General features: G+C 71.9%; 20 protein-coding genes. 6 read left to right on the top strand and 14 right to left on the bottom strand.

The features are described from left to right. Positions 1–41: 41 nt before the first annotated feature. A complete protein-coding gene (locus B7C62_32625) occupies positions 42–710 on the bottom strand; it encodes an HDED protein (protein ID ARF77476.1) in 669 nt (222 codons plus the stop codon). A gap of 92 nt (positions 711–802) precedes the next feature. Here B7C62_32625 and B7C62_32620 point away from each other — a divergent pair, with 92 nt between their 5' ends. The 3 genes from B7C62_32620 to B7C62_32610 all read left to right on the top strand — a co-directional run bounded on the left by B7C62_32620 (position 803) and on the right by B7C62_32610 (position 5294). Further along, entirely contained in the window at positions 803–1570 is a 768-nt protein-coding gene (locus B7C62_32620) for an enoyl-CoA hydratase (GenBank protein ID ARF76505.1), read from the top strand. Between the two features lie 214 nt (positions 1571–1784). Continuing rightward, entirely contained in the window at positions 1785–2651 is an 867-nt protein-coding gene (locus B7C62_32615; protein ID ARF76504.1) for a hypothetical protein, read from the top strand. A 195-nt stretch (positions 2652–2846) separates the two neighbouring features. Further along, entirely contained in the window at positions 2847–5294 is a 2448-nt protein-coding gene (locus tag B7C62_32610; protein ID ARF76503.1) for an RNA-binding transcriptional accessory protein, read from the top strand. Between the two features lie 69 nt (positions 5295–5363). Here B7C62_32610 and B7C62_32605 read toward each other — a convergent pair whose 3' ends face one another. The 3 genes from B7C62_32605 to B7C62_32595 all read right to left on the bottom strand — a co-directional run bounded on the left by B7C62_32605 (position 5364) and on the right by B7C62_32595 (position 9362). Beyond that, positions 5364–7001 carry a heme ABC transporter ATP-binding protein gene (locus tag B7C62_32605; protein ARF76502.1) on the bottom strand — a complete coding sequence of 546 codons (1638 nt, stop codon included), beginning with the start codon at positions 6999–7001 and terminating at the stop codon, positions 5364–5366. A gap of 299 nt (positions 7002–7300) precedes the next feature. Next, positions 7301–8035, bottom strand: a complete 735-nt coding sequence (locus tag B7C62_32600) for a carbonic anhydrase (GenBank protein ARF76501.1) — start codon at positions 8033–8035, stop codon at positions 7301–7303. Between the two features lie 130 nt (positions 8036–8165). After that, positions 8166–9362: a sugar hydrolase gene (locus tag B7C62_32595; GenBank protein ARF76500.1), complete on the bottom strand. Its 1197-nt coding sequence runs from the start codon at positions 9360–9362 to the stop codon at positions 8166–8168. 241 nt (positions 9363–9603) lie between these two features. On the opposite strand from B7C62_32595, the gene B7C62_32590 reads away from it, so the two are divergent. Next, positions 9604–10539, top strand: coding sequence for an amino acid oxidase (locus B7C62_32590; protein ARF77475.1), 936 nt, complete (start codon positions 9604–9606; stop codon positions 10537–10539). A gap of 234 nt (positions 10540–10773) precedes the next feature. On the opposite strand, the gene B7C62_32585 is transcribed toward B7C62_32590, so the two are convergent. The 3 genes from B7C62_32585 to B7C62_32575 all read right to left on the bottom strand — a co-directional run bounded on the left by B7C62_32585 (position 10774) and on the right by B7C62_32575 (position 14293). Then, positions 10774–12519, bottom strand: coding sequence for a BCCT transporter (locus B7C62_32585; protein ARF76499.1), 1746 nt, complete (start codon positions 12517–12519; stop codon positions 10774–10776). Between the two features lie 73 nt (positions 12520–12592). Then, positions 12593–13978, bottom strand: coding sequence for a carboxypeptidase (locus tag B7C62_32580; protein ARF76498.1), 1386 nt, complete (start codon positions 13976–13978; stop codon positions 12593–12595). A gap of 78 nt (positions 13979–14056) precedes the next feature. After that, a complete protein-coding gene (locus tag B7C62_32575) occupies positions 14057–14293 on the bottom strand; it encodes a hypothetical protein (GenBank protein ARF76497.1) in 237 nt (78 codons plus the stop codon). A 2-nt stretch (positions 14294–14295) separates the two neighbouring features. Between B7C62_32575 and B7C62_32570 the strand changes: the two genes are divergently transcribed. Next, positions 14296–15867 (top strand): peptidase, encoded by a 1572-nt coding sequence (locus B7C62_32570; GenBank protein ID ARF76496.1) that lies wholly within the window; start codon positions 14296–14298, stop codon positions 15865–15867. 45 nt (positions 15868–15912) lie between these two features. Here B7C62_32570 and B7C62_32565 read toward each other — a convergent pair whose 3' ends face one another. From B7C62_32565 to B7C62_32555, 3 genes are all read right to left on the bottom strand, one after another. Then, positions 15913–16785, bottom strand: a complete 873-nt coding sequence (locus B7C62_32565) for a hypothetical protein (protein ID ARF76495.1) — start codon at positions 16783–16785, stop codon at positions 15913–15915. 128 nt (positions 16786–16913) lie between these two features. Next, positions 16914–17390, bottom strand: a complete 477-nt coding sequence (locus B7C62_32560) for an Appr-1-p processing protein (protein ID ARF76494.1) — start codon at positions 17388–17390, stop codon at positions 16914–16916. A gap of 89 nt (positions 17391–17479) precedes the next feature. Then, entirely contained in the window at positions 17480–18559 is a 1080-nt protein-coding gene (locus tag B7C62_32555) for a cysteine synthase (GenBank protein ID ARF76493.1), read from the bottom strand. A gap of 152 nt (positions 18560–18711) precedes the next feature. Between B7C62_32555 and B7C62_32550 the strand changes: the two genes are divergently transcribed. After that, positions 18712–19443, top strand: a complete 732-nt coding sequence (locus B7C62_32550; protein ARF76492.1) for a transcriptional regulator — start codon at positions 18712–18714, stop codon at positions 19441–19443. 24 nt (positions 19444–19467) lie between these two features. Here the strand turns inward: B7C62_32550 and B7C62_32545 are convergent, their stop codons facing one another. Genes B7C62_32545 through B7C62_32530 form a run of 4 tightly spaced genes read right to left on the bottom strand, consistent with a single transcriptional unit; the run spans position 19468 to position 25241 of the window. Next, the gene (locus B7C62_32545) at positions 19468–21645 is read right to left on the bottom strand and encodes a 3-hydroxyacyl-CoA dehydrogenase (GenBank protein ID ARF76491.1); all 2178 of its coding nucleotides are present in this window, start codon (positions 21643–21645) and stop codon (positions 19468–19470) included. A 40-nt stretch (positions 21646–21685) separates the two neighbouring features. Further along, a complete protein-coding gene (locus B7C62_32540) occupies positions 21686–22900 on the bottom strand; it encodes an acetyl-CoA acetyltransferase (protein ARF76490.1) in 1215 nt (404 codons plus the stop codon). 53 nt (positions 22901–22953) lie between these two features. Beyond that, positions 22954–24096: an acyl-CoA dehydrogenase gene (locus B7C62_32535; GenBank protein ID ARF76489.1), complete on the bottom strand. Its 1143-nt coding sequence runs from the start codon at positions 24094–24096 to the stop codon at positions 22954–22956. Between the two features lie 8 nt (positions 24097–24104). After that, entirely contained in the window at positions 24105–25241 is a 1137-nt protein-coding gene (locus B7C62_32530; GenBank protein ARF76488.1) for a carnitine dehydratase, read from the bottom strand. Positions 25242–25362 lie beyond the last annotated feature (121 nt).

Below are 25362 nucleotides of genomic sequence, written 5' to 3'. Positions count from 1 at the left end.
CGCTATTTGACCGAAGGTGCGCAGTGATGCCGGGCAGTGGACTATTTCTGTCCGTTTCCCGGGGCCTTGGGCGGACTGTCCGTAGTCGGGCCAGGTACATCGAGCCGATCCGAAACCAGGCTGACGATCCGCCGGCCGCCGATCCCGATGGCGATGAGCCCGAGGCCGTCGAAGAGCAGGGCCAGCGAGAAGAAGACCCCGAGAACGTACAGGCTGCTGTGCGGCCAGTCGAACAGCACCAGCAGGCCCAGCAGCAGCCCGAAGGCCCCTTGCAGCAGCGTCCACCCCATCTGCGGGCCGCGTACGACGACGCTGCCGACCAGCCGGAACACCCCGCCGGTCAGGAAGAGCAGCGCGGCGAACATGGTCAGCGCCTCGGCGGTGCCCTCCGGGTGTCGGATCACCACCACACCGGCGGCGAGGTTCAGGGCGGCGACCACGACGCCCAGCCAGAAGTAGTTGGTGCCGCGCGACTCGATCGCGTGCGCCAGCCCGACGAGGCCGCCGATCAGCAGCAGCCAGCCGAAGAGCAGCATCGAGGTGAGGGTGGCGACGCCGGTGTAGATCAGGCCGATGACGCCCGCGATCACCAGCAGGGTGCCCAGCAGGGCGAGCCAGCCGAAACTGCGGCTGAGCTTCCGGCCCTCGGCTCCGGGGCCGCGCTTTCCGCCTCCGTGCTTTCCGGCTCCATGCTTTCCGCCCTCGGCGATGGGTCCGTTCATCGACAGCTCCTTACGGTGCGTGTCCGCTTCGCGACCCCTTCTTGATCATAGGTTCGAACCGTACGGATAGCATCCGGCGCATGGACCGTACGGAACCCCAGCTCCTCACCTCCGTCGACGCCGGAGTCGCCACCGTCACGATCAGCCACCCCGCCAAGCGCAACGCGATGACCGCCGCGATGTGGCGGAGCCTGCCGGAGCTGCTGGAACGGCTGGCCGCCGACCCGGCCGTCCAGGTGCTGGTGCTGACGGGCGCCGGGGACACCTTCTGCGCCGGGGCCGACATCTCCACGCTGCGGGAGGGCGCGGAGGACGCCCAGGACCTGGCGGTGGCGGCCGAGGAGGCGCTCGCCGCCTTCCCCCGGCCGACGCTCGCGGCGGTGCGCGGCTACTGCGTGGGCGGCGGCAGCCAGCTCGCGGCCGCCTGCGATCTGCGGTTCGCACAGGAGGGCGCCCTCTTCGGCGTCACCCCGGCCAAGCTCGGCATCGTCTACCCGTCCTCCTCCACCCGGCGGCTGGTGGCCCTGGTCGGTCCGGGCACGGCGAAGCACCTGCTCTTCTCCGGTGAGCTGATCGGTACGGAGAGGGCCCTGCGCACCGGCCTGGTGGACGAGGTGCTGCCGGACGGTGGCGGCCTGGACGGGCGGGTGGCGGCGTACGCGGCGGTCCTGGCCTCGCGCTCGCAGCTGACGCAGGCGGCGGCGAAGGAGTTCGCGGCGGGGAGGCGGGACCGGGACGCGTACTGGGCCGGTCAGGCGCGCTCCAGCGGCGACACGGCGGAAGGGGTCGCGGCCTTCCTGGAGCGGCGCACACCGGACTTCACCTACACCACGGGGCCCACCGGGTGACGTCGGGGCGCTTCGCATTCCGGTGCGCGCCGGGCCGGGCACGGGCGCCGGGGCTGTCGCGGTCGCCGGACCGGTAGCGGTCGCCGGGGCCGTCGCGGTTCCGGTCACAGTCACGGTCACCGGGCCGGTCGCGGGCGCCGGGTCTGTCGCGGTTCCGGTCACGGTCCCGGTCCCCGGGGTTCTCGCCGTACCGACCAGTCGGTAACGTGCGGGTATGAGTACTCTCCCGGCCCGCGCGGAACGCCGCTGTCACAACGCCGTCAACCCGCTGCACTCGTGCCTCTTCTTCTCCCCCGACCTGGGAGCCGAGATGGGCAAGCTCGGCCTCGACGACCCGAGCGCCGTCTACTTCGCCACCCGTGCCGCCGCCTTCGGGGCGGTGGGGGCGGGCACCGTCACCGCCACGTTCTACAACTTCAACCCCGCCCTGGTGGCGCGGCACGTGCCCGCCGTCTGGTCCGTGGCCACGCCCGAGCAGGTGCTCGAAGCCCGGTGGCGGGCGGCGGACGCGACACTGCGGCGGCTGCTCGGCGAGGAGGCCGTCGCCTCCGAGGAGATGGCGGAGGCGGCCCGGCTCGCGCTGCGCGCCACCGAAGCCTGCACCCCGCACGCCCGGCCGCTCTACGCCGCCCACGCCGAACTGCCGGTGCCCGATGAACCGCACCTGGCGTTCTGGCACGCGGCGACGCTGCTGCGCGAACACCGGGGCGACGCGCACCTCGCCGCGCTGCTCGCCGCCGGTCTGGACCCGCTGGAGTCACTCGTCAGCCACACCGCCACCGGCAAGGGCATGGCGATCCGCTGGCTCCTCTCCTCGCGGGGCTGGCGCCGCACCGACTGGGAGGCGGGCTCCGAGCGGCTGCGGGAGCGCGGTCTGCTGGCGGCGGGCGAGGAACTGGCGCTGACCGGTGCGGGGACGGCGCTGCGCGCGGAGGTGGAGGAGGCCACGGACCGGATGGACCGGGCCCCGTACGAGCACCTGGGCGCGGACGGCGTGGAGCGGCTCACCGAGCTGGCGCGCGGCTTCCTGTTCGCGGCGGCCTCGGCGGGCGCGTTCCCGGCCTGGGCGACCGGGCGCTGACCCCCGCCGCCGCACCGGAGCCCCCAGCGCGCCGCACCGGGGGCTCCGGGCGTGTTCGCCGAGGCCGGGCGACATCGGCCCCGGCCACCCGGCACAATGCAGGCGAAGGGGATCACCACCCCCGGTAAGAACGTGCTCACCGCACCGCGAGCACGGCCAGCACAGCCAGTACGAGAAGGCGAGTCGGGAAGAACCGTGACGACGTCCATCGAAGGCAGGATCGCCGAGGAGCTCGGCGTACGTGAGCGACAGGTCAGGGCGGCCGTCGAGCTGCTCGACGGCGGGTCCACCGTGCCGTTCATCGCGCGCTACCGCAAGGAGGCGACCGAATCGCTCGACGACGCGCAGCTGCGCACGCTGGAGGAGCGGCTGCGGTATCTGCGGGAGCTGGAGGAGCGGCGGACGTCGATCCTCGAGTCCGTACGCGAACAGGGCAAGCTCGACGCCGCGCTGGAGGCCGCGATCCGGGGTGCCGAGACCAAGGCGCGCCTGGAGGACATCTATCTGCCGTTCAAGCCGAAGCGGCGGACGAAGGCCCAGATCGCCCGGGAGGCGGGGCTCGAACCGCTGGCGGACGGCCTGCTCGGGGACCCGTCGGTCGATCCGCTCGCCGCCGCTGCCGCGTTCGTGGACGGCGACAAGGGCGTGGCGGACGCGGCGGCGGCCCTGGAGGGCGCGCGGGCGATCCTCACCGAGCGGTTCTCCGAGGACGCGGACCTGACGGGTGAGCTGCGCGAGCGCATGTGGACCCGGGGGCGGCTGGCGGCGAAGGTGCGCGAGGGGCAGGAGGAGGCGGGCGCCAAGTTCGCCGACTACTTCGACTTCGCGGAGCCGTTCACCGCGCTGCCCTCGCACCGGGTGCTCGCGATGCTGCGCGGCGAGAAGGAGAACGTGCTCGATCTGGTCCTGGAGCCGGAGGAGCCCGAGGCCGCCGGGCAGCCGGGCCCGTCCGCGTACGAGAACATGATCGCCCGCCGCTTCGGCGTCGCGGACCGGGGCCGCCCGGCCGACAAGTGGCTGGGTGACACGGTGCGTTGGGCCTGGCGGACCCGTATCCAGGTGCACCTGGGCATCGACCTGCGGCTGCGGCTGCGCACGGCGGCGGAGGACGAGGCGGTACGGGTCTTCGCGTCGAACCTGCGCGATCTGCTGCTCGCCGCCCCGGCCGGGACGCGGGCCACGCTGGGCCTGGACCCCGGTTTCCGTACGGGGGTGAAGGTCGCGGTCGTCGACGCCACCGGCAAGGTGGTGGCCACCGAGGTGATCCACCCGCATGTGCCCGCCAACAAGTGGGACCAGGCGCTGGCGACCCTCGCCCGCCTCGCGAAGGAGCACGCGGTCGACCTGATCGCGATCGGCAACGGTACGGCGTCCCGCGAGACGGACAAGCTCGCCGGTGAACTGATCGACAAGCACCCGGAGTTGAAGCTCACCAAGGTGATGGTCTCGGAGGCGGGCGCCTCGGTGTACTCCGCCTCGGCCTTCGCCTCGCAGGAACTCCCCGACATGGACGTGTCGTTGCGCGGCGCGGTCTCGATCGCGCGGCGGCTCCAGGACCCGCTGGCCGAGCTGGTGAAGATCGACCCGAAGTCGATCGGCGTCGGCCAGTACCAGCACGACCTGTCCGAGGTGAAGCTCTCGCGCTCGCTGGACGCGGTTGTCGAGGACTGTGTGAACGGCGTCGGTGTGGACGTCAACACCGCCTCCGCACCGCTGCTTTCACGGGTCTCCGGGATCAGCTCCGGGCTCGCCGAGAACATCGTCGCGCACCGTGACACCAACGGCCCCTTCCGCTCCCGCAAGGCGCTCAAGGACGTGGCCCGGCTCGGCCCGAAGGCGTACGAGCAGTGCGCGGGCTTCCTCCGCATCCGGGGCGGCGACGATCCGCTGGACGGTTCCAGCGTGCACCCGGAGGCTTACCCCGTGGTGCGGGCGATGGCGAAGACGACGGGCGGCGAGGTCGCCGCGCTGATCGGCAGCACGGACACCCTGCGGTCGCTGCGCGCGGCGGACTTCGTGGACGACACGTTCGGTCTGCCGACCGTGACGGACATCCTGAAGGAGCTGGAGAAGCCGGGGCGCGACCCCCGGCCCGCCTTCCGCACGGCGACCTTCAAGGAGGGCGTCGAGAAGCTCGGCGACCTGGAGTCCGGCATGGTGCTGGAGGGCGTCGTGACGAATGTGGCGGCGTTCGGCGCGTTTGTCGACATCGGTGTCCACCAGGACGGCCTGGTGCATGTGTCGGCGCTGTCGAAGACGTTCGTGAAGGACCCGCGCGAGGTCGTGAAGCCCGGGGACATCGTGAAGGTCAAGGTCATGGACGTGGACATCCCGCGCAAGCGGATCTCGCTGTCGCTGCGGCTGGACGACGAGCCGGGCGCGGGCGGCGGCTCCGGCGGTGGTCAGGGGCGCGGCGATCGGGGCGCCCGGCCGCCGAAGCAGCGGCAGGGGCAGGGCGGTCAGGGGTCCGGCGGCGGCCAGGGCCGTCAGGGCGGCGGCCGGGACCGGCGCGGCGGTGGCGGCGGTGGCTCCCGGCAGGGTCAGGGTGCTCCGGCTCCGGCGAACAGCGCGATGGCCGATGCGCTGCGGCGGGCCGGGCTGACGTCCGACCCGAAGCAGGGCGGTGGCGGCCGGGGTCGCTGAGCTCCGGTGGGCTCTCGGGAGGGGCGGGCCGTGTGGACGGTCCGCCCCTCCCGGTCCCCGTAACCGTGCTCAGACTTCCTTGACCTGGCCGTCCGCCACTTCGATGCGGCGCGTGGTGCGGACCGCTTCGAGCATCCGCCGGTCGTGGGTGACCAGCAGCAGGGTGCCCGTGTAGCTCTCCAGGGCCGCTTCCAGCTGCTCGATGGCGGGCAGGTCCAGATGGTTCGTCGGCTCGTCGAGCACCAGGAGGTTGACGCCCCGGCCCTGGAGCAGGGCGAGGGCGGCGCGGGTGCGTTCGCCCGGCGAGAGGCTGGTGGCCGGGCGCATCACATGGTCGGCCTTGAGCCCGAACTTGGCGAGCAGGGTGCGGACTTCGGCGGGTTCCTCGTCGGGCACGGCGGCGCAGAACGCCTCCAGCAGCGACTGGGAGCCGAGGAAGAGCTTCCGGGCCTGGTCGACCTCGCCGACCACGACGCCCGAACCGAGCGCGGCGTGGCCGGAGTCGAGCGGGAGCCGCTCCAGCAGGGCGGCGAGCAGGGTGGACTTGCCCGCCCCGTTGGCGCCGGTGATGGCGACCCGGTCGGCCCAGTCGATCTGGAGCGAGGCGGGGCCGAACGAGAAGTCACCGCGCACCACTTGGGCCTCGCGGAGGGTCGCCACGACCGAGCCGGAGCGCGGGGCGGTGGCGATCTCCATCCGCAGCTCCCACTCCTTGCGCGGCTCCTCGACGACATCGAGGCGCTCGATCATGCGCTGGGTCTGCCGGGCCTTCGCCGCCTGCTTCTCGCTCGCCTCGCTGCGGGCGTTGCGGCCGAGCTTGTCGCCGTCGGTGGCCTTGCGGCGGGCGTTCTTGACGCCCTTGTCCATCCAGGAGCGCTGCATATGGCCGCGCGCTTCGAGGGCGGCCTTCTTGTCCGCGTACTCCTCGTACCCCTCGCGGGCGTGCCGACGGGCGGTCTCACGCTCCTCCAGATAGGCCCCGTACCCACCGCCGTACAGGTTGATCTGCTGCTGGGCGAGGTCGAGTTCGAGCACCTTGGTGACCGTGCGCATCAGGAACTCGCGGTCGTGGCTGATGACGACGGTGCCTGCGCGCAGCCCCGAGACGAAGCGCTCCAGGCGCTCCAGGCCGTCGAGGTCCAGGTCGTTGGTGGGCTCGTCCAGCAGGAAGACGTCATAGCGGGAGAGAAGGAGGGAGGCGAGTCCGGCGCGCGCCGCCTGGCCGCCGGAGAGAGCCGTCATCGGCAGCTCCAGGCTGACGGTGAGCCCCAGCTCGGCGGCAACCTGCGCGGCCCGCTCCTCCAGGTCGGCGCCGCCGAGGGCGAGCCACCGCTCCAGGGTCTCGGAGTACGCGTCGTCCGCGCCGGGTACCCCGGAGACCAGGCCCTCCGTCGCCTCGTCCATGGCGCGCTGGGCGTCGGCGACCCCGGTGCGGCGGGCCAGGAACGCGGCCACGGTCTCGCCCTCGCGCCGCTCGGGCTCCTGCGGGAGGTGGCCGACGGTGGCGGTGGGCGGGGAGAGCCGCAGCTCGCCCTCCTCGGGGCGGTCGAGCCCGGCGAGCAGGCGGAGCAGGGAGGATTTTCCGGCGCCGTTGACTCCGACGAGACCGATCACGTCCCCGGGCGCGACGACGAGGTCGAGTCCGGCGAAGAGGGTGCGGTCACCGTGTCCGGCGGCGAGGTCCTTGGCGACGAGGGTGGCAGTCATCAGGGGGCCGATTCTAATGGCCGCGTCCCCGTGTCCACGCCGGGCGGTGCGGGCGCTGCCCGGCCACGGGCGCGCGGCCACCGGGACGCGGCCCGGGCCGGGCGCGCGGTCATCGCCGCCCAGCCGGGCCGGGCGGAGGCGGCTCGCCCGGCCGTCCGGTGCCGCCCGGCCGTGTCCAGGTCCTGTGCCGGCCGTGCCGGACGGTGGCAGCCCGGTCCCGGGCCTGGCCGCGCCGGGCGGCTGCGGGTCCGCTCCCGGCCGAGCCGGGCAGCGGCAGCCGCTCGCCCGACGACCGGCCGTCAGTCGATGCGGTGGACCAGCTGGGTGTTCAGTTCGTACCGCGCGCCCACCACCGCCAGCTTTCCGGCGGCCACCTTCGCCGCGAGGTCGGCCTCGCGCGCCAGCCGGTTCCGGACCAGCCGGACCTGGGCGCTGACCGTGGCGTCCACCCGGGCGGCACCATGGTGGGCGTGGTCGATCGCGGGCCTGATCTGGTCGGCGACGTACTGGATGTGCGCGGGCAGGTGCTCCCCCGTCTCCTCCGCGTGTACGGCGGCGGCGACCGCGCCGCACGACTGGTGGCCCAGGACCACGACCAGCGGGATGCCCAGTTCGAGGACGCCGTAGGCGATGCTGCCGAGCACCGCCTCGTCCAGCACCTCACCGGCCGAGCGGACGGTCATGAGATCACCGAGCCCCTGGTCGAAGACCAGCTCCGGCGGGACGCGGGAGTCGATGCAGCCGAGTATCAGCGCGAAGGGCGACTGGCCGGACACCAGCGCGCGGCGCACCGCGACGGCCTCGTGGGGATGGCGCTGGCGCAGCGTGCGCCAGCGGCGGTTTCCGGCGGCGAGTTCCTTCAGCGCCGCGCCGGGGGTCGTGGGTCTCGCCAGGGGTGCGGCGGGCGCTCGCGTGGTGGCGCCCACGGGCGAGGACCCGGCGGCGAGTACACCGGCCGCCGCGGTGGCGGCGGAGGCACGGAGAAGGGTGCGGCGCGTGGTCGGCGCCGTCCGGGCAGATCGGGCGAGGTTCACGAGCGGACGCTAACCCCCTTACCGGCGCCGCGAGTTGGCACCTGGCATGCCTTGGTCACACCTTGACCATCTCTTGGGCGGGTGGTGTGACACAGCCGGACGTGTCACACCACCCGCCCCGGAGCGGGGGTCAGCTGAACCGGTCGAGCGTGATGAACGCCTCCTGCGGGTTGCCGTCGTGGACCAGCGACTCATGCGCGCCGACGTCGTCGAAGGCGAAGCCGTACGCCTTGCCGTCCACCATCTGCGCGTGGATGAGGCGGGAGTAGTGGTTGGTCACGGAGTCCCGGTAGAAGTTCGCCGCGTTGTTGTCGGGGTGGTTCGTGCCGTTCAGCAGGGTGGAGCGGTTGAAGCCCGCGCACAGGGTGCGGGAGATCGGGCCGCGTACATGGTCGTTGGGGGCGTCCAGGTGCTTGTAGCAGCCGAAGACGCTGTCGGAGTCCGGCTTCTGGAACGAGGTCACGACGGCGCCCGCGCCGTTGGTGAAGTTCATGACGTTCCCGGAGACCCGGCCGTAGTACTTGGTGTTCGGCTCGTGCGCGAAGGGGGTCACGGTGAGGACGGAGCTGCTGTAGCGGCTCCAGACCCGGTTGATGTAGTCGTTCATGATGCCCGTCGGCAGGGCACCGGCACCGACGCCGTGCCCCGGGGACAGGGCGCGTACGACCGTGCCGTCGGGCCGGGTCTGGATGAGGTTGGACCATCCGCCGGGCTGGTTCCTGAGCCCGTTGAGAACGGCGTTGTAGCCGCCCGCCTTGAGCCGGCCGGTGTTCTTGACCGAGCCGCTGGGCGTCTTGACTCCGACGGCGTACGGGGCGGAGAACATATCGACCTGGGTGCTGTTGATCCACAGGCCCGCGTCGTTGAGCGTGTACTCGGTCCAGTTGAACAGGATGTTCCTGTTCGGGTCGCTCGGGTTCTGGACCGCGGGCTGGACGAGGCCACCGGTGGTGACCTTGAAGACGAGCTTCTGACCGTACGAGAAGTAGACGCGGCCGGAGAACTTCGGCATCCGGATCGTCACCGACTGCCCGTTGCGCGGCCCCACGATCGAGGCGTCCGGCGCCGGGGTGGGCGGGTTGCCCCCGGCCGGCCAGGGGTGGAACGTGCCGTTCGCGTCGGCCCAGCCCTGACGGCCGGTGGAGAGCTGCGTTCCGAGGTTGTAGATGTAGATCTGGTCGGCGCGTCCCGAGTCGTTCTTGATGGTCAGCGGGATGGTGGCGGGCACCGCGGCCTCGGCGGGCGTCGCGCCGGGGCCGGTGGTCAGACCGAGGGCCAGGGCCAGCGCGGCGGTCAGCGAAGCGAGACCTCTCCATGGAGCGGGCATGCTCGTCCTCCTCATCGGGTGAAATCCGTGGGTGGAACGGGGAAATCCGGGGATGGAGCTGGGGTACATCACCTGGATTCTGAGAGCGCTCTCAGAATCCCGCCGCCGCCAACAACTGTCAACGAGCCTGCCGGAAACTCCTCGAACCCGTCCCGTGCCTGCCACCGCGCCCTGGCCCCGGGATTCCGGATTCCGTTAGCGTCCGTGCAGCGAGAGGACGGTCGGCACAGTGGAGGCGGAAGTGGCTCAGGAGGCGGATGCGATCGTGGTGGGTGGTGGGGTCATCGGCCTCACCACCGCCGTGACGCTGGCGGAGCGCGGGCTGCGGGTGCGGGTCTGGTCGCGCGATCCGGCCGGGGCGACGACCTCGGCGGTGGCGGGCGCGTTGTGGTGGCCGTACCGGATCGAGCCGGCCGAGCGCGTCGGCGCCTGGTCGTTGGAGACCCTTGCCGTGTACGAGGAGCTGGCGGCGGCCGGGCCCGGGGAGACCGGCGTACGGCTGGTGGCGGGGGTGCACTCCGGTGAGCGGTTCGCGGCGCTGGGGCCCTGGGCGGCGGAGCTGAAGGGGGCGGTGGAGGTGGCCGAGGGGCTGCGGGTGGTGCTGCCGCTGCTGGACATGCCGGTGCACCTGGCCTGGCTGGAGCGGCGGCTGGTGGCGGCGGGCGGTGCGGTGGAGCGGCGGGCGGCGGCCGGGTTCGGGGAGGCGGCGGAGCGGAGCCCGGTGGTGGTGAACTGCACGGGGCTCGGGGCGCGCGAGCTGGTGCCGGACGCGGGGGTGCGGGCGGTGCGGGGGCAGCTGGTCGTGGTGGAGAACCCGGGCGTCGAGGAGTGGTTCACCGAGGCGGACTCGGCGTCGGCCGCGACGACGTACTTCTTCCCGCAGCCGGGCGGTCTGGTGTTGGGCGGTACGGCCGAGGCGGACGACGAGCGCCGGGAGCCCGACCCGGTGACGGCCCGGGAGATCGTGGCGCGGTGTGCGCGGGTCCGGCCGGAGATCGCGGGCGCCCGGGTGCTGGGGCACCGGGTGGGGCTGCGGCCGGTGCGGGAGGGCGGGGTGCGGATCGGGGCGGAGGCCCTGCCGGGCGGCGGTCTGCTGGTGCACAACTACGGGCACGGCGGCGCGGGCGTGACCGTGGCCTGGGGCTGCGCGCGGGCGGCGGCCGCCCTGGTGGGCTGAGCCGCCGCGTTCGCCGCTGCCGCGCGGTGTGTGCCGTACGGGGTGCCGGCGCGCTCGGTGGTGCCGGGCGCGCCACCGCCGTACGCGATACCGCCCCGCGGAACACCACCACGCGGCGCTGTACGCGATACCGCCCCGCGGTGCGCCGCCACGCGGCGGCGCACCGTCAGGCCCGCCGCCGCGCAGGGTGCCGTCGGGCGGGCGGCCACCGCCCGACGGCACCCCGGCCCCGGTTCAGCTCTCGGGGCGCTTGTCGATCCGGACCTCCTTGTGGCGTTCGTCCGTGGTGACGGCCGTGCCGGGGCCGATACGGATCTCGAAGTCGCCGTCGTACTTGGCGTGCCCCTCGATCACCGCGGACTCGACCGCCTCGACGCCGAACTCCTGGCGGACGATCTGCGGGTCCCTGCGCAGGTCCCGCATGAGAGCCACGCACATGCCGATCATCACGACGACGAAGGGGGCAGCGACCAGGATGGTGAGGTTCTGGAGCCCTTCGAGCGCGTTCTCCTTGCCGTCCCCGATGAGCAGCATGATCGCGGCCACGGCCCCGGTCACGACACCCCAGAAGATGACGACCCACTTGCTCGGCTCCAGGACGCCCTTCTGCGAGAGCGTGCCCATGACGATCGAGGCGGCGTCGGCGCCGGAGACGAAGAAGATACCGACGAGGATCATCACCAGGATGCTCGTCACGGTGGCGATCGGGTACTCCTGGAGGACACCGAAGAGCTGGGCCTCGGGGGTGTCGGCGCCGGTGAGCTTGCCCGCCTCGTCCAGCTTCATGGCCGTACCGCCGAAGACGGCGAACCAGATCAGGCTGACGGTGCTGGGGACCAGGATGACGCCGCCGACGAACTGGCGGATCGTACGGCCCCGGCTGATCCGGGCGATGAACATGCCGACGAAGGGCGTCCAGGAGATCCACCAGGCCCAGTAGAAGACGGTCCAGCCGCCGAGCCAGTCGGCCACCTCACCGCCGCCGGTCGCCTCGGTGCGTCCGGCGAGCTGGCCGAGGTCGCTGATGTAGGCGCCCAGCGAGGTGGGCACCAGGTCGAGCACGAAGATCGTGGGACCGGCGATGAAGACGAAGAGGACGAGCAGCAGGGCCAGCACCATGTTGATGTTGGAGAGCCACTGGATGCCCTTCTCCACACCGGAGACCGCGGATGCGACGAAGCCCGCTGTCAGTACGGCGATGATGGCGACGAGGAGGCCGGTGCCCGCCTTCGCCAGCCACTCCAGCTCCTGGATTCCGCTGCCGATCTGGAGCGCGCCGAGGCCCAGCGAGGCCGCCGAGCCGAAGAGCGTCGCGAAGATGGCCAGGATGTCGATGAAGCGCCCGACGCCTCCGCGGGCGTGGCGCTTGCCGATCAGCGGTTCGAACACCGCGCTGATCGTCTGCCGCCTGCGCATCCGGTAGGCGCTGTACGCGATGGCGAGCCCGACCACCGCGTAGATGGCCCAGGGATGCAGCGTCCAGTGGAAGAGGGTGGTGGCCATCGCCGTCTGCATGGCCTCGGCCGGGTCGGCGGGGTCGGTGCCGGGCGGCGGGGTGCGGAAGTGGGCCAGGGGCTCGCTCACACCCCAGAACATCAGCCCGATGCCCATACCGGCGCTGAACATCATCGCGACCCAGGAGATGGTCCGGAACTCCGGCTGCTCGCCCTCCTGGCCGAGGGAGATCTTCCCGTACCGGCTGATGGCCAGCCACAGGGCGAAGATCACGAACCCCGAAGCGGCGAGCATGAAGGCCCAGCCGCCGTTGTGGATGAGCCCGTTGAGCAGCTTGCCGGACGCGGTCTCCAGCGATGAGGTGGCGGTCGCTCCCCAGATGACGAAGGCGAGGGTGAGGACCGCCGTGACGCCGAACACCACCCGGTCGGTGGTCGGGGCCCGGGTGCTGACCGGTTCGGGGGGAAGGTCCGCGGTGACCGACAGCTCCTCCCGGCCCTCCGCTGACTGGTCGTCCTGGGACACAAATGGCACCTTTCACCGAGTCCGAAAAACACTCTTCGTAGGCAGTACCACACCTGCCTACGTTCTAGAAGGATCAACAAGTGGTGTTGGCTTGACCATATGTGAGGGGATATGTCGCTCGCTGGTCGAGAAGCAGCGGAATCAGGTTCCTGGCCGACTGACGCAGGGGCACATATGCGCCATCTCCGTCCCGGTGGGACCGTACGCCGTGCAGCGCCAGCTCGTCCTTCACCCCGGCGTACTGGGCCGCGTCCAGCCGGTAGCCGCACGGCGGGTCGGTGAGGATCTCGCCGGGCCCGGCCGGGTCGTTGTCGGCGCCGCCCAGGTAGACGGGGCCCCGGTCCGCGAACCCGGCCGCGCGCGAAAGCACGGTGGCCGCCCGGAGGCGGGCGCGCTGCTCCTCGGTGAAGTCGAAGAGACCGCCGAGCGCGGTCCGCTGGGAGTCGACCCTGCGGCGCTGGTTGAGGGAGCGGTCGGCCTTCTCCGCCTCGCTCAGCGCGTCGATCCGCGACTCGATGAGGAGGCCGGCCGCGTGTTTGAGGCCGGAGGCGTTGCGCAGGATGCGCTCCTGCCCGTCACCGGCCGTCTGTTTGATGGGGTCGCCGGTGACCGGGTCGGTCCAGATGCCGTAGTGGCCGCTGCTGTAGCCGTCGCGGGTCGCGGCGGGGCGTACGTACCGCTCCGAGAGGACGCGCGAGACGCCGTGGACGGGGGACACCACGTTCAGGTTGCGGGGCCACAGGACGAAGAGGTCCTTGTCGTAGTACGGGGGCGTGGCGCCGTACTCGTGCAAGTCGTAGATCACATCGGGCCGTTCGTCGCGGACGACGGCCGCGATGGCCCGGCCCTCCGCGGTCTTCAGGGCGATGTGGTCCCGGTTGACGTCGACGCCGTCGGCGTTGCCCCGGGTATCGGCGGCGCGCCCGTCCGGGTTGGCGGTGGGCAGCACCAGCACCGTCGTACGGGACAGGAAGGCGCGGGTGGCCCGGTCCTGGGCGAAGGCCAGGTCGCGCAGGGTGGTCAGACATGCCTCGCGCCCGGCGGGCTCGTCGCCGTGCTGACTGCACACCAGGAGGACGGTGGTGGTGGCGGGGCGCTGCTTTCCGATCCGTACGAGCTGGAGGGGGCGGCCCTCCTTGGTGGTCCCGATCCGTTCGACGGCGACCCGGTCGCTCCCCCGGTCGACCGCGCCGAGGAACGTCTGCTCCTCCCCCGGCCCGGTCCAGCGCGCCCCGTGGCTCGTCTCGAACCCGGTGCGCGGCGGGTGGGGCGCGGCCTCGGCGGGTGCGATCGCGAAGGGGGCGGCGAGCGCGGCGAGCACCGCCGCGGCGGCGCCCCGGCGCAGGACCGCCGGGCCCCGGCGCGGCGCACCGGACGGCGGGCGGCCGGGTCCCGAGGCCGGTCCGAGCCAGGGGTGCGGGCTGAGCATACGGAGCGCGCGGGTGATGCGAGGGGTCATCAGCGGCTGCCTCCCGGGGCGCGAGCTGCGGACACCGCGATGCCCGCCGGTCTGTCGGCGTTGCGGACGTTACCCCGGTCAACTCCTGGGCGACAGGGGGCGATCACTACCAGTCGTGACGAGGGCATGGCGATCGTGTGACAGGGATGCCCGGAATCGACCGTCCTGCCCCGGGGTCTGTCTAGCCTCGTAGCGACCGGTCGGAACCACCCCCCGCCCGGTCCCCTCCACCGGGCGGAACACCTCCGTCCGGCCCTCCCGGCCCGGCGGACCATCCTCCGCCACCGGCCGGACCCTCACGACGATTTGGAGCATGCGTGCACCGCAGATTCATCGTCCCCAGCGCACTGGCGGCCACCCTTGTGCTGGCGATCCCGGCATCGGCCGCCACCGGCACCGTGGGTGCCCCGGGTATCGGCGACCCCTACTACCCGGCCAGCGGAAACGGCGGCTACGACGTCTCCCACTACGACCTGCGGCTGAAGTACGAGCCGAGGACCGACCTGCTGGAAGGCACGGCGACGATCCTCGCCACCACCACGCAGGAGCTGACCCGCTTCAACCTCGACTTCGGGCTCACCGTCTCCGAGGTGCGGGTCAACGGCAGGAAGGCAGCCTTCGCGAAGAGCGGCGACCAGGAGCTGGAGGTCACTCCGGCGGACCGCCTGGCCCAGGGCAAGGACGTCTCGGTGGTCGTCCGGTACGCCGGGAAGCCCTCCGAGCTGAAGATCAACGGCTGGACCGCCTGGGCCCGGACGCCGGACGGCGGCGTGGCCGCCCAGGAGCCGGAGTCGGCGGTCTGGTGGTACCCGAGCAACGACCATCCGCTCGACAAGGCCACGTACGACATCTCGGTCTCCGTGCCCGACGGCACCCAGGCGATCAGCAACGGGGTCCTCGTCTCGCAGAGTTCCCGGCTCGGCTGGACCCGCTTCAACTGGCGCTCCGACAAACCGCAGGCCACGTACCTCTCGACGCTCGCGGTCGGGAAGTTCGACATCACGACGGACAGGACCGCCGACGGCCTGCCGGTGCTGAACGCGTACAGCAAGGACCTCGGCGCCAACGCGGGCGCCGCGCGTGCCAGCATCGAGCGGACCACCGAGGTCGCGGAGTGGCTGACGGAGGTCTTCGGCCCGTACCCGTTCAACGCGCTCGGCGGCTATGTGCCCAACGTGACGAGCGGGTTCGCCCTGGAGACCCAGACGCGGCCCTTCTACAGCCCCCGGCAGTTCGCGAACGGTGCCAACGTCTCGGTCGTCGTCCATGAGATCGCGCACCAGTGGTACGGCAACAGCGTCTCGGTGAGCGGTTGGAAGGACATCTGGATCAACGAGGGCTTCGCCCGCTACAGCCAGTGGCTCTGGTCGGAGAAGGAGGGCGAGGGCACCGCGCAGGAGCTGGCGGACTACGTCTACGCCCAGCGCCCGGCGAACGACCCGTTCTGGAAGGTGAAGCCGGGCGACCCGGGCCCGGACAAGCAGTTCGACATCGCCGTCTACGACCGGGGCGCGCTGGCGCTCCAGGCGCTGCGCAACGAGGTCGGTGACGAGACGTTCTTCACGCTGCTGAAGGGGTGGCCGACGGAGAAGGCGCACTCCAACGCGACCGTGGGCGACTTCCTGCGGTACGCGGAGCGGGTCTCGGGCAAGCCGCTGGCCACGCTGTTCGACACCTGGCTGTACCAGCCGAAGCGGCCCGCGCTCCCGGCGGCGGCCTCGGCGGGCATCGCGGAGAACGCGCTGTCGTCCCGGGCGGCGGCGCGGGTCGAGCGCCCCGCCTCCTGGAAGAAGATCGCGGCGACGAACACGATCCACGACCACGGGGAGCGGGATCACGGGGGTCATGGCCACGGGGACCGGGATCACGGGGGCCACGACCACCGCTGATGTGCGCCGCACGCGCTGAATCAGGGGCCGTCGGAGCGGCGGAGTTCAGCCGTTCCGACGGTTCCGGTTCCCGGCGGCGTGCGCGGCGCGGGCCGCCCGCGCCCTCGGCAGGTACCGCAGCCGTTCCGGGAGTACGGGGACGACGACCCGCAGCACCGCGCAGAGCCGCCGCAACCGCTGCTCCTCCGCCGCCGACCACGGCAGCCCGATCGCCGCGCGGGCGTCCGGCGGCATGAGCCCGATGGTGACGAACCGCCGACCGCGGGCCAGCGGCGGCAGCAGCACCGGCCACAGGGCCCGCAGGACCGTCCGCAGCGGCCACGGGCCACGGTCCGGCGGCGGCACGGGCTGATCGACGTCGACCAGTTCGCGCACGACCGGGGTCGCCTCGATCTCCCCGGCGAGCATTTTCTCCCAGTACGGCCAGAACTCCTCGATGGTCTGCGGCATGTCCCGGTCGTGGATGCCGAGGACGCGGCCGACCTGGAGCCACTCCGCGTACAGGGCGCGTTCCTGGGCGGGGGTCATCGGCCGGATCAGATAGCGCGCCGCGTGCCGGTAGACGGGGAAGCCGGTGGCGTGCACCCAGGCGTAGTTGGCGGGCGTCAGCGCGTGGTAGGTGCGGCCCCGGGTGTCGGTGCCCCGGATGGTCCGGTGGAGCCGACGCAGCCTGCGGCCCTCCTCGGCGGCCTCCGTACCGCCGTACACCCAGAGCTGGAGCGAGCTCAGGGAGCGCTCGCCGCGCCCCCACGGGTCGGTGCGGAAGACGGAGTGTTCGTCGACGCCCGCGCCGACGGCCGGGTGGGCGACCTGGAGGGTGAGGGCGGCGGGCAGCATGAGCAGGGCCCGGAGGTCGCCGGACAGGCTCCAGAGCACCCCGCCGGGCGGTGGCGGCAGGGGGTCGTTCGCGCTGCTCATCCGGTGCTCCCGAGATCCTGGCGGGCCCGCCGTACGCTGCCCGTCTCCTCCCCTCCATGATCCCTCGCGGGCGGAAGGAGCGGAGGGGCGGGGCTCCGGGGCGGGGCCCGGGGCGGCCGGTGTCCCGGTCAGTCGTGGTCGTACACCGTCACCGGCAGGCCGGCGGATATCAGCCGCCGCTCGATGATCGGCTCCATGCGCGACCACGTGCCGCCCGCCAGCCCGCAGCCGATGCGCGGCATATGGACGGAGGCCCCCAGCTCGCCCGCCCGGACGGCCACCGTGCCGAGGGCCGCGTCGATCGCCTCGTACCGCACGGGCACCCCCTTGCTGCCCGTACGCATCCCGCGCTGACCGATCATGTTGGCCACCCAGAGATGCGGTCCGACCTGGACGAACTGCACCGCGCCCAGGCCGAAGTCGTTGCCCGCGCGCTCGCGGTGCCAGCGGCGGTAGGCGGCCTCCGGCTCGGGCCAGCGGCGGGATACGGCCAGCACGAACCCCTTGCCCCAGCCGCCCAGGTCGTTGCAGACGTGCGCCATCACCTTGACGCCCTTGCCCTGCGGGGCCGTGGCGTCCCCTCGTACATACGTGATCCCCGACATGACTTCACCGTACGGTCCGGCACTGACAACGGGCCCGGGCGGCTGTCAGCAGCAGAACCGTCCGCGCCTGGGCATCACCTGCGCCGCTCTCAGATCGGCCACTCCCCGGTGCGGAAGAAACGCTCGATGTCAGCCTCGTACGGTGCGGGGTCGAGGCCCCGCGCACGGACCCAGGACGGGCTGAGGTGGGTGTTCAGGTACGGACCGGCGGTGTCGCCGATGAGGGTGACGACGCTGCCCCGCACCCCCGCTTCGCGCATCCGTGCCACCAGGTGGCACACCCCCCAGACATTGGTACCGGTCGCCGGTCCGGCTTCGATCCCGGCAACCGTACGGAGCCACCGCAGGGCCGCGACGGACGCCGCGTCCGGTACCGGAATCATCAGGTCGATCACCGTCGGCAGGAAACCGGGTTCGGTCCGTGGACGGCCGATGCCGGGTATCCGCGAGGGCATCCCGGTCGTGTAGTCGCCGCACCCGCTCGCCCATGCGGGAAAGTAGGCGGAGTTCTCCGGGTCCACCACGGTCAGCCGGGTCGGATGGCCGTGTCGCCGCAGGTGGCGTCCGACCGTCGCGGAGGTCGCTCCTGTTCCGGCGCCGGTGACGATCCACTCCGGTACCGGATGCCGCTCCCGGCCCAGCTGAACGAAGATCTCGTCGGCGATCGTCGGTTCACCGCACACGGCCACCGCCCGCTCCGCGTCGGTGAAGTGGTCGAGGAAGTGGCCACCGAGCCGCTCGGCCAGCGCCCTCGCCTCCTCCTGCACGGCGGCGGGCGGCCGCTCCGCCACCTGCCACCGCCCGCCCTCCCCTTCGATCCTGGCCAGGACTTCCCCGGGCGTCCGGGCCGGTACGACGGCTGTGAAGTCCAGGCCCAGCAGGCTCGCGAAGTGGGCTCCGGCGACGGCGACCGCTCCGCTCGTCGCCGCGATCACCGGCGTGCCTGCCTCGATGGCGCCGCCCGCGATCGCCTCGCGGAACATGGCCCGCACCAAGCGGTACTTCATGCTGCCGGTGGGGTGCGCGGACTCGTCCTTGAGGTAGACCTCGATGCCCCGAATCCCGGGGAGCGGAAGTCTGCGCAGCGGTGTCGGCACTGTCTGCGGGCCCCGCATGCCCACCCGCCGAATCGCCTCGGCGGCCCACGCGTCGGAGCGCTCCTCAGTCATGACCAGACTTTAATCGCACCGGTTCGGGCGAGCCCCGGCCGCTGCACCGCGACGCACCGGGGTGGACGGCGCGGCTCCGGTGCCGGAGACTTTCACAGCAGTGGTGAGACAGTGGAACTGTCCGATACGAGGTTCGATCGCGGGGAGCAGAGATGGCGACGGGGACCGACGAGCCCACGCTCACGGTGGACGAGCTGGCGGCGCGCGCCGGAGTCACCGTGCGTACCGTGCGGTTCTACAGCACCCGGGGCCTGCTGCCGCCCCCGGTCATCGGGCCGCGCCGGGTCGGGCACTACGGGGCCGACCATCTCTCGCGGCTCGCGCTGATCGAGGAGCTCCAGCGCCAGGGCATGACGCTCGCCGCGATCGAACGGTATCTGGAGCAGCTGCCGCCCGACCTCAGCGCCCACGATCTGGCGATCCACCGCGCCCTGGTGGCGTCCTGGGCGCCGGACACGGCCGAGGACCTGACCCGGGCCGAGCTGGAGAAGCGGGCGGGGCGGGCGCTCACCGAGCCGGATGTGGACCGGCTGGCGGCGATGGGGGTGCTGGTGCGGCCCGAGGGGGACGGCACGGCGTACCGGGTGGATCTCGGGCTGCTGCGGCTCGGCGTGGAGCTGCTGGACGTGCCGATCGCGCACGAGACGATCCTCGCGGCCCGGACCGTCCTGCTGGAGCACACCCGTTCCGCCGCCCAGGAGATGACCCGGCTGTTCCGGGACGAGGTGTGGAATCCGTACCGGGAGCGGGAGGGCGATCCGGAGCATGTGGCCGCGATGAAGTCGCTGTCGGCCCATATGCAACCGATCGTCGTCCAGGCGCTGGTGACGGCCTTTCAGCGGTCGCTCAAGGAGCAGCTGCGGGCCGCGTTCACCGCCGAGTGACGGTGAACGCGGCGCACCACGGCCTCAGTCGTGGAAGGTCTCGCCCTTCTCCGCCTTCTCCAGCAGCAGCGCGGGCGGCAGGAACCGGTCGCCGTAGCGCTCGGCCAACTCCCGCGCGCGGGCGACGAATCCGGGCAGGCCGCCCTCGTACCCGTTGATGTACTGGAGCACGCCGCCGGTCCACGGCGGGAAGCCGATGCCCATGATGGAGCCGATGTTGGCGTCCGCGACCGAGATGAGGACGTTCTCCTCCAGGCAGCGGACGCTGTCCAGCGCCTCGGAGAAGAGCATCCGCTCCTTCATGTCCTCGAAGGGGACGTCCGCGTCGGCCTTGGTGGTGAAGTGCTCGCGCAGGCCCGGCCAGAGGCCGGTGCGCCTGCCCTCCTCGTCGTAGTCGTAGAAGCCCGCTCCCCCGCTGCGCCCCGGCCGCCCGAACTCGTCGACCATGCGGTCGATGACCTCGTCCGAGGGGTGGCCGGGCCAGGTGCCGCCCGCCTCCTCCACCGCCCGCTTGGTCTCGTTGCGGATCTTGCGGGGCAGGGTCAGGGTCAGCTCGTCCATCAGGGAGAGCACCTTGGCCGGGTAGCCGGACTGGGCGGCGGCCTGCTCGATCGAGGCGGGCTCGACGCCCTCGCCGACCATCGCCACGCCCTCGTTGATGAACTGGCCGATGACGCGCGAGGTGAAGAAGCCGCGCGAGTCGTTGACGACGATCGGCGTCTTCTTGATGCGCCGTACGAGGTCGAAGGCGCGGGCCAGCGCCTCGTCGCCGGTGCGCTCGCCCTTGATGATCTCGACCAGCGGCATCTTGTCGACCGGTGAGAAGAAGTGCAGGCCGATGAAGTCCGCCGGGCGCGAGACGCCCTCGGCGAGGACCGTGATGGGGAGGGTGGAGGTGTTGGAACAGAGCAGCGCGTCGGGCTCGATGACGTCCTGGATCTCCTGGAACACCTTGTGCTTGAGGGCGGTGTCCTCGAAGACGGCCTCGATCACCGCGTCACAGCCCGCGAGGTCGGCCACGTCACCGGTCGGGGTGATCCGGGCCAGCAGTTCGTCGCGCTCGGCCTCCGTCGTACGGCCCCGGGAGAGCGCCTTGGCGAGCAGCTTCTCGCTGTATGCCTTGCCCTTGGCGGCGGCCTCGGTGGAGACGTCCTTGAGGACGACGTCGATCCCGGCCCTGGCGCAGGAGTAGGCGATGCCCGCGCCCATCATCCCGGCGCCGAGCACGGCGACCCTGCGGACCGGGCGCTCGGGGATGTCCTTGGGGCGGTTGGCGCCGGAGTTGACGGCCTGGAGGTCGAAGAAGAACGCCTGGATCATGTTCTTGGAGACCTGGCCGGTGACCAGCTCGGTGAAGTACCGGGCCTCGATGGTCAGGGCGGTCTCGAAGTCGACCTGGGAGCCCTCGACGGCCGCCGCGAGGATGTTGCGCGGCGCGGGCATGGGCGCGCCCGCGATCTGCTTCTTCAAGTTGGCCGGGAACGCGGGGAGGTTGGCGGCGAACTTGGGGTTCGACGGAGTGCCGCCGGGGATCTTGTACCCCTTGACGTCCCAGGGCTGCTGGGACTCGGGGTTCGCGTCGATGAAGGCGCGGGCCTTTTCGAGCATCTCCTCGCGCGTGGCGGCGACTTCGTGGACGAGGCCGTTCTCCAGAGCGCGCCGCGGGGTGTACTGGGTGCCCTGGAGGAGCACCTTGAGCAGCGCGTCGGCGATGCCCATGAGGCGTACGGTACGGGTGACGCCGCCGCCCGCCGGGAGCAGGCCGAGGGTGACCTCGGGGAGGCCGATGCGGGAGCCGGGGGCGTCGAGCGCGATCCGGTGGTGGGAGGCGAGCGCGATCTCGTAACCGCCGCCGAGGGCAGCGCCGTTGATGGCGGCGACGACGGGCTTGCCGAGGGTCTCGATGCGGCGGAGCGAGCGCTTGATCTCGGTGCCGGTGTCGAAGGCGGCCTGGGCGTTCTCGGGGCCGACCTTGATCATGTCCTTGAGGTCGCCGCCCGCGAAGAAGGTCTTTTTGGCGGAGGTGTAGATGATGCCGCGGATGGAGTCCTTCTCGGCCTCGGCGCGGTCGGCGATGGCCGCGATGGAGTCCTTGAACGCCTGGTTCATCGTGTTGGCGGACTGGTTGGGGTCGTCGAGGACGAGGGTGACGACGCCGGTCTCGTCCTGTTCCCAGCGGATGGTGGTGCTCTCGGTCGTCATGTCGGTGTTCTCTCCGTAAACAGGTGGGGCCGGGAACAGGTCAGATGCGTTCGACGATGGTCGCGACGCCCATGCCGCCGCCGACGCAGAGGGTGACCAGGCCGAACCGCTGGTCGCGGCGCTCCAGTTCATCGATGACGGTGCCGAGGATCATCGCGCCGGTCGCGCCGAGGGGGTGGCCGAGCGCGATGGCGCCGCCGTTGACGTTGACCTTGTCCAGGCTCAGTCCCATGTCCTTGACGAAGCGCAGGACGACCCCGGCGAAGGCTTCGTTGATCTCGACGAGGTCGATGTCGTCGATGGTGAGCCCGGCCTTGGCGAGCGCCTTGCGGGTGGCGGGGGCGGGGCCGGTGAGCATGATGGTGGGCTCGGAGCCGGAGACGGCGGCGGAGACGATCCGGGCGCGCGGGGTGAGGCCGTAGCGCTCCCCGACCTCCTTCGAGCCGATGGCGACGAGGGCGGCGCCGTCGACGATGCCGGAGGAGTTGCCCGCGTGGTGGACGTGGTCGATCTTCTCGATCCAGTGGTACTTCTGCAGCGCCACCGCGTCGAAGCCGCCCAGGTCACCGATGGCGGCGAAGGAGGGCTTGAGTCCGGCGAGCGAGTCGGCGGTGGTGCCGGGGCGCAGGTGCTCGTCGTGGTCCAGGACGAGGAGGCCGTTACGGTCCCGGACGGGGACGACGGAGCGGGCGAAGCGGCCGTCCTTCCAGGCCGCGGCGGCGCGCTCCTGGGAGAGGGCGGCGTACTCGTCGACGTCACGGCGGCTGAAGCCCTCGATGGTGGCGATGAGGTCGGCGCCGATGCCCTGCGGGGCGAAGCCGGTCTCGAAGCTGGTCATCGGGTCCATCGCCCAGGCCCCGCCGTCGGAGCCCATCGGCACCCGGGACATCGACTCGACGCCCCCGGCCAGCACGAGGTCCTCCCACCCCGAACGGACCTTCGCCGCAGCCAGGTTGACGGCCTCCAGGCCCGAGGCACAGAAGCGGTTCTCCTGGACCCCGGCCACGGAATCGGGGAGCCCGGCCGCGATGGCGGCGATCCGGGCGATGTCGGAGCCCTGGTCCCCGAGCGGGCTGACCACGCCGAGGACGATGTCGTCGATGGCGGCCGGGTCCAGGTCCGGGAAGCGGTTCCGGATCTCGTGGATGAGGCCGACGACCAGGTCGATCGGCTTGGTGCCGTGCAGGGAGCCGTTGGCCTTGCCCCGGCCGCGCGGGGTGCGGATCGCGTCGTAGACGAATGCTTCGGTACTCAAGACAGCTGCCTTTCGAGGGTGGTGGTGAGGAAGAGACGGGGAGCCGGGAGGGCTCAGGCGAGCAGCGAGCGGCCGATGATCTCCTTCATGATCTCGGTGGTGCCGCCGTAGATGGTCTGGATACGGCCGTCGGTGAACGCCTTGGCGACCCTGTACTCGCTCATGTAGCCGTAGCCGCCGTGGAGTTGGAGGCAGCGGTCGGCGGTGCGCTTCTGGAGTTCGGTGGCCCACCACTTGGCCATCGAGGCGTGGACGGCGTCCAGCGTCCCGTCCGAGTGGTCGATGATGCAGCGGTCCAGGAAGGCGCGGGTGACCGCGCATTCGGTAGCCATCTCGGCGATCTCGAAGCGGATGTGCTGGAGCTTGGCCAGCGGGCGGCCGAACGCCTCGCGCTCCTTGACGTACTGGGTGGTGATCTCCAGCAGGTGTTCGGCGGCGGCGATGGCGGCGACCGCTATGCCCATGCGCTCCTGGGCCAGGTTGGTCATCAAGTGGATGAAGGCACCGTCGAGTTCACCGAGGAGGTTCTCCTTGGGGACGCGGACGTCGTTGAAGAACAGCTCGGCGGTGTCCTGCGACTTCTGGCCGATCTTGTCGAGGTTGCGGCCCCGCTCGAACCCTTCGGCCCCGCGCTCGACGACGATCAGCGAGAGCCCCTTGGCGCCGCCGTCGGGCGTGGTCTTGGCGACGACGATCACCAGGTCGGCCAGGATGCCGTTGGAGATGAAGGTCTTCGAGCCGTTGAGCAGCCAGTGGTCGCCCTTGTCCTCGGCCGTCGTACGGATCGCCTGGAGGTCGGAGCCGGCGCCCGGTTCGGTCATGGCGATGGCAGTGATGGTCTCGCCGGAACAGAAGCCGGGCAGCCAGCGCCGCTTCTGCTCGTCGGTGGCGAGGCCGGTGAGGTAGGGGCCGATGATGTCGTTGTGCAGGCCGATCGCGAGGCCCGGCGCCCCGGCCCGGGTGAACTCCTCGGCCAGGACCGCGCTGTAGCGGAAGTCGGTGGAGCCGCCGCCCCCGTACTCCTCGGGGACGGCGAGGCCGAGCAGCCCGGCGCGCCCGGCGGCGAGCCAGGCGTCGCGGGAGACGATGCCGTCCTGCTCCCACTGCTCGTAGTACGGGAGCACCTCCTTGGCCAGGAAGGCCCGGACGGTCTCGCGGAACGCGTCGTGCTCCTCGGTGAAGATCTGCCGCTGCACGGGGTCTCCTAGTCTTGGTGGTCGGTCCTGAGCCCCGGTACGTCCCAGTCGGCGGCGACGGCGTCCGTGTCGGCGCCCGGCCGTGCGGGGCCGCCGCGGACGGAGACGGGGGTGGCGGAGAAGCGCGGGGCGGGGGCGGGCTGGGTGATGCCGCTGTGCTCGACGTAGGTGGAGCGGGCGGCGAGGTGCGGGTGGTGCGGCGCCTCGCGGAGGGAGAGGACGGGGGCGACGCAGGCGTCGGTGCCCTCGAAGACCTCGGTCCACTCCGCACGCGTACGGGTCAGGAAGCGCTCGGCGACGGCGGCGCGCAGCTCGTCCCAGCGGGCCAGCTCCCAGCGGTCGGGGAAGGCGTCGGCCAGGCCGAGGAGGCGGACGAACTCGGCGTAGAACTGCCCTTCCAGGGGGCCGACCGCCATATGGCCGCCGTCGGAGGTGGCGTAGGTGCCGTAGAAGGGGCAGCCGCCGTCCAGCAGGTTGGTGCCGCGCCGGTCCTGCCAGCTCCCGGCGGCCAGCATGCCGTGGATCATCGAGGCGAGGTGGGCGGCGCCGTCCACGATCGCCGCGTCCACCACCTGCCCCGCGCCGCCCGGGGTGCGGGCGTGCTGGAGGGCGGCGAGGACGCCGACGACAAGGTAGAGCGAGCCGCCCGCGTAGTCGCCGACCAGGTTGGCGGGGACCACCGGCGGTTCGTCCGGCTTACCGATCATGGAGAGAGTGCCGGTGAGCGCGAGGTACGCGACATCGTGCCCGGCCCGCTGCGCCAGCGGCCCGTCCTGGCCCCAGCCCGTCATCCGCCCGTAGACCAGCCGCGGGTTGCGGGCGAGGCACGCGTCGGGCCCGACGCCGAGCCGTTCCGCGACTCCGGGGCGGTACCCCTCGATCAGGATGTCCGCGCGTTCGGCCAGGTCCAGCACGCGGTCGGCGCCGCCCTCACTCTTGAGGTCGACAAGGACGGAGCGCTTGTTGCGGTTGGTGAGGTCGTACGCGGGATCGATGCCGAGCGCGGCTCCGCCGGGCCGGTCGACGCGTACGACATCGGCGCCGAGGTCCGCCAGCAGCATCGCCGCGAACGGTCCGGGGCCGATCCCCGCCAGCTCGACGACCCGGACTCCTGTCAGCGGGCCGTGCTGCCCGGTCCTTGCCATCCGTGAGCCCCCAGGGGTGTGACACAACCGATGTAACATCAGTGATGCTAAGAACGCGCCTCCCTCCGCACAACCCCCCGGGCCGAGCAAGCGCTTAGTTCTTTCTCCCGCGATCCTCTCG

Source organism: Kitasatospora albolonga, from assembly GCA_002082585.1.
Classification (GTDB): Bacteria; Actinomycetota; Actinomycetes; order Streptomycetales; family Streptomycetaceae; genus Streptomyces; species Streptomyces stephensoniae.
The sequence above is the reverse complement of the archived record's forward strand: the minus strand, read 5'-3'. Positions and strand labels throughout refer to the sequence as shown.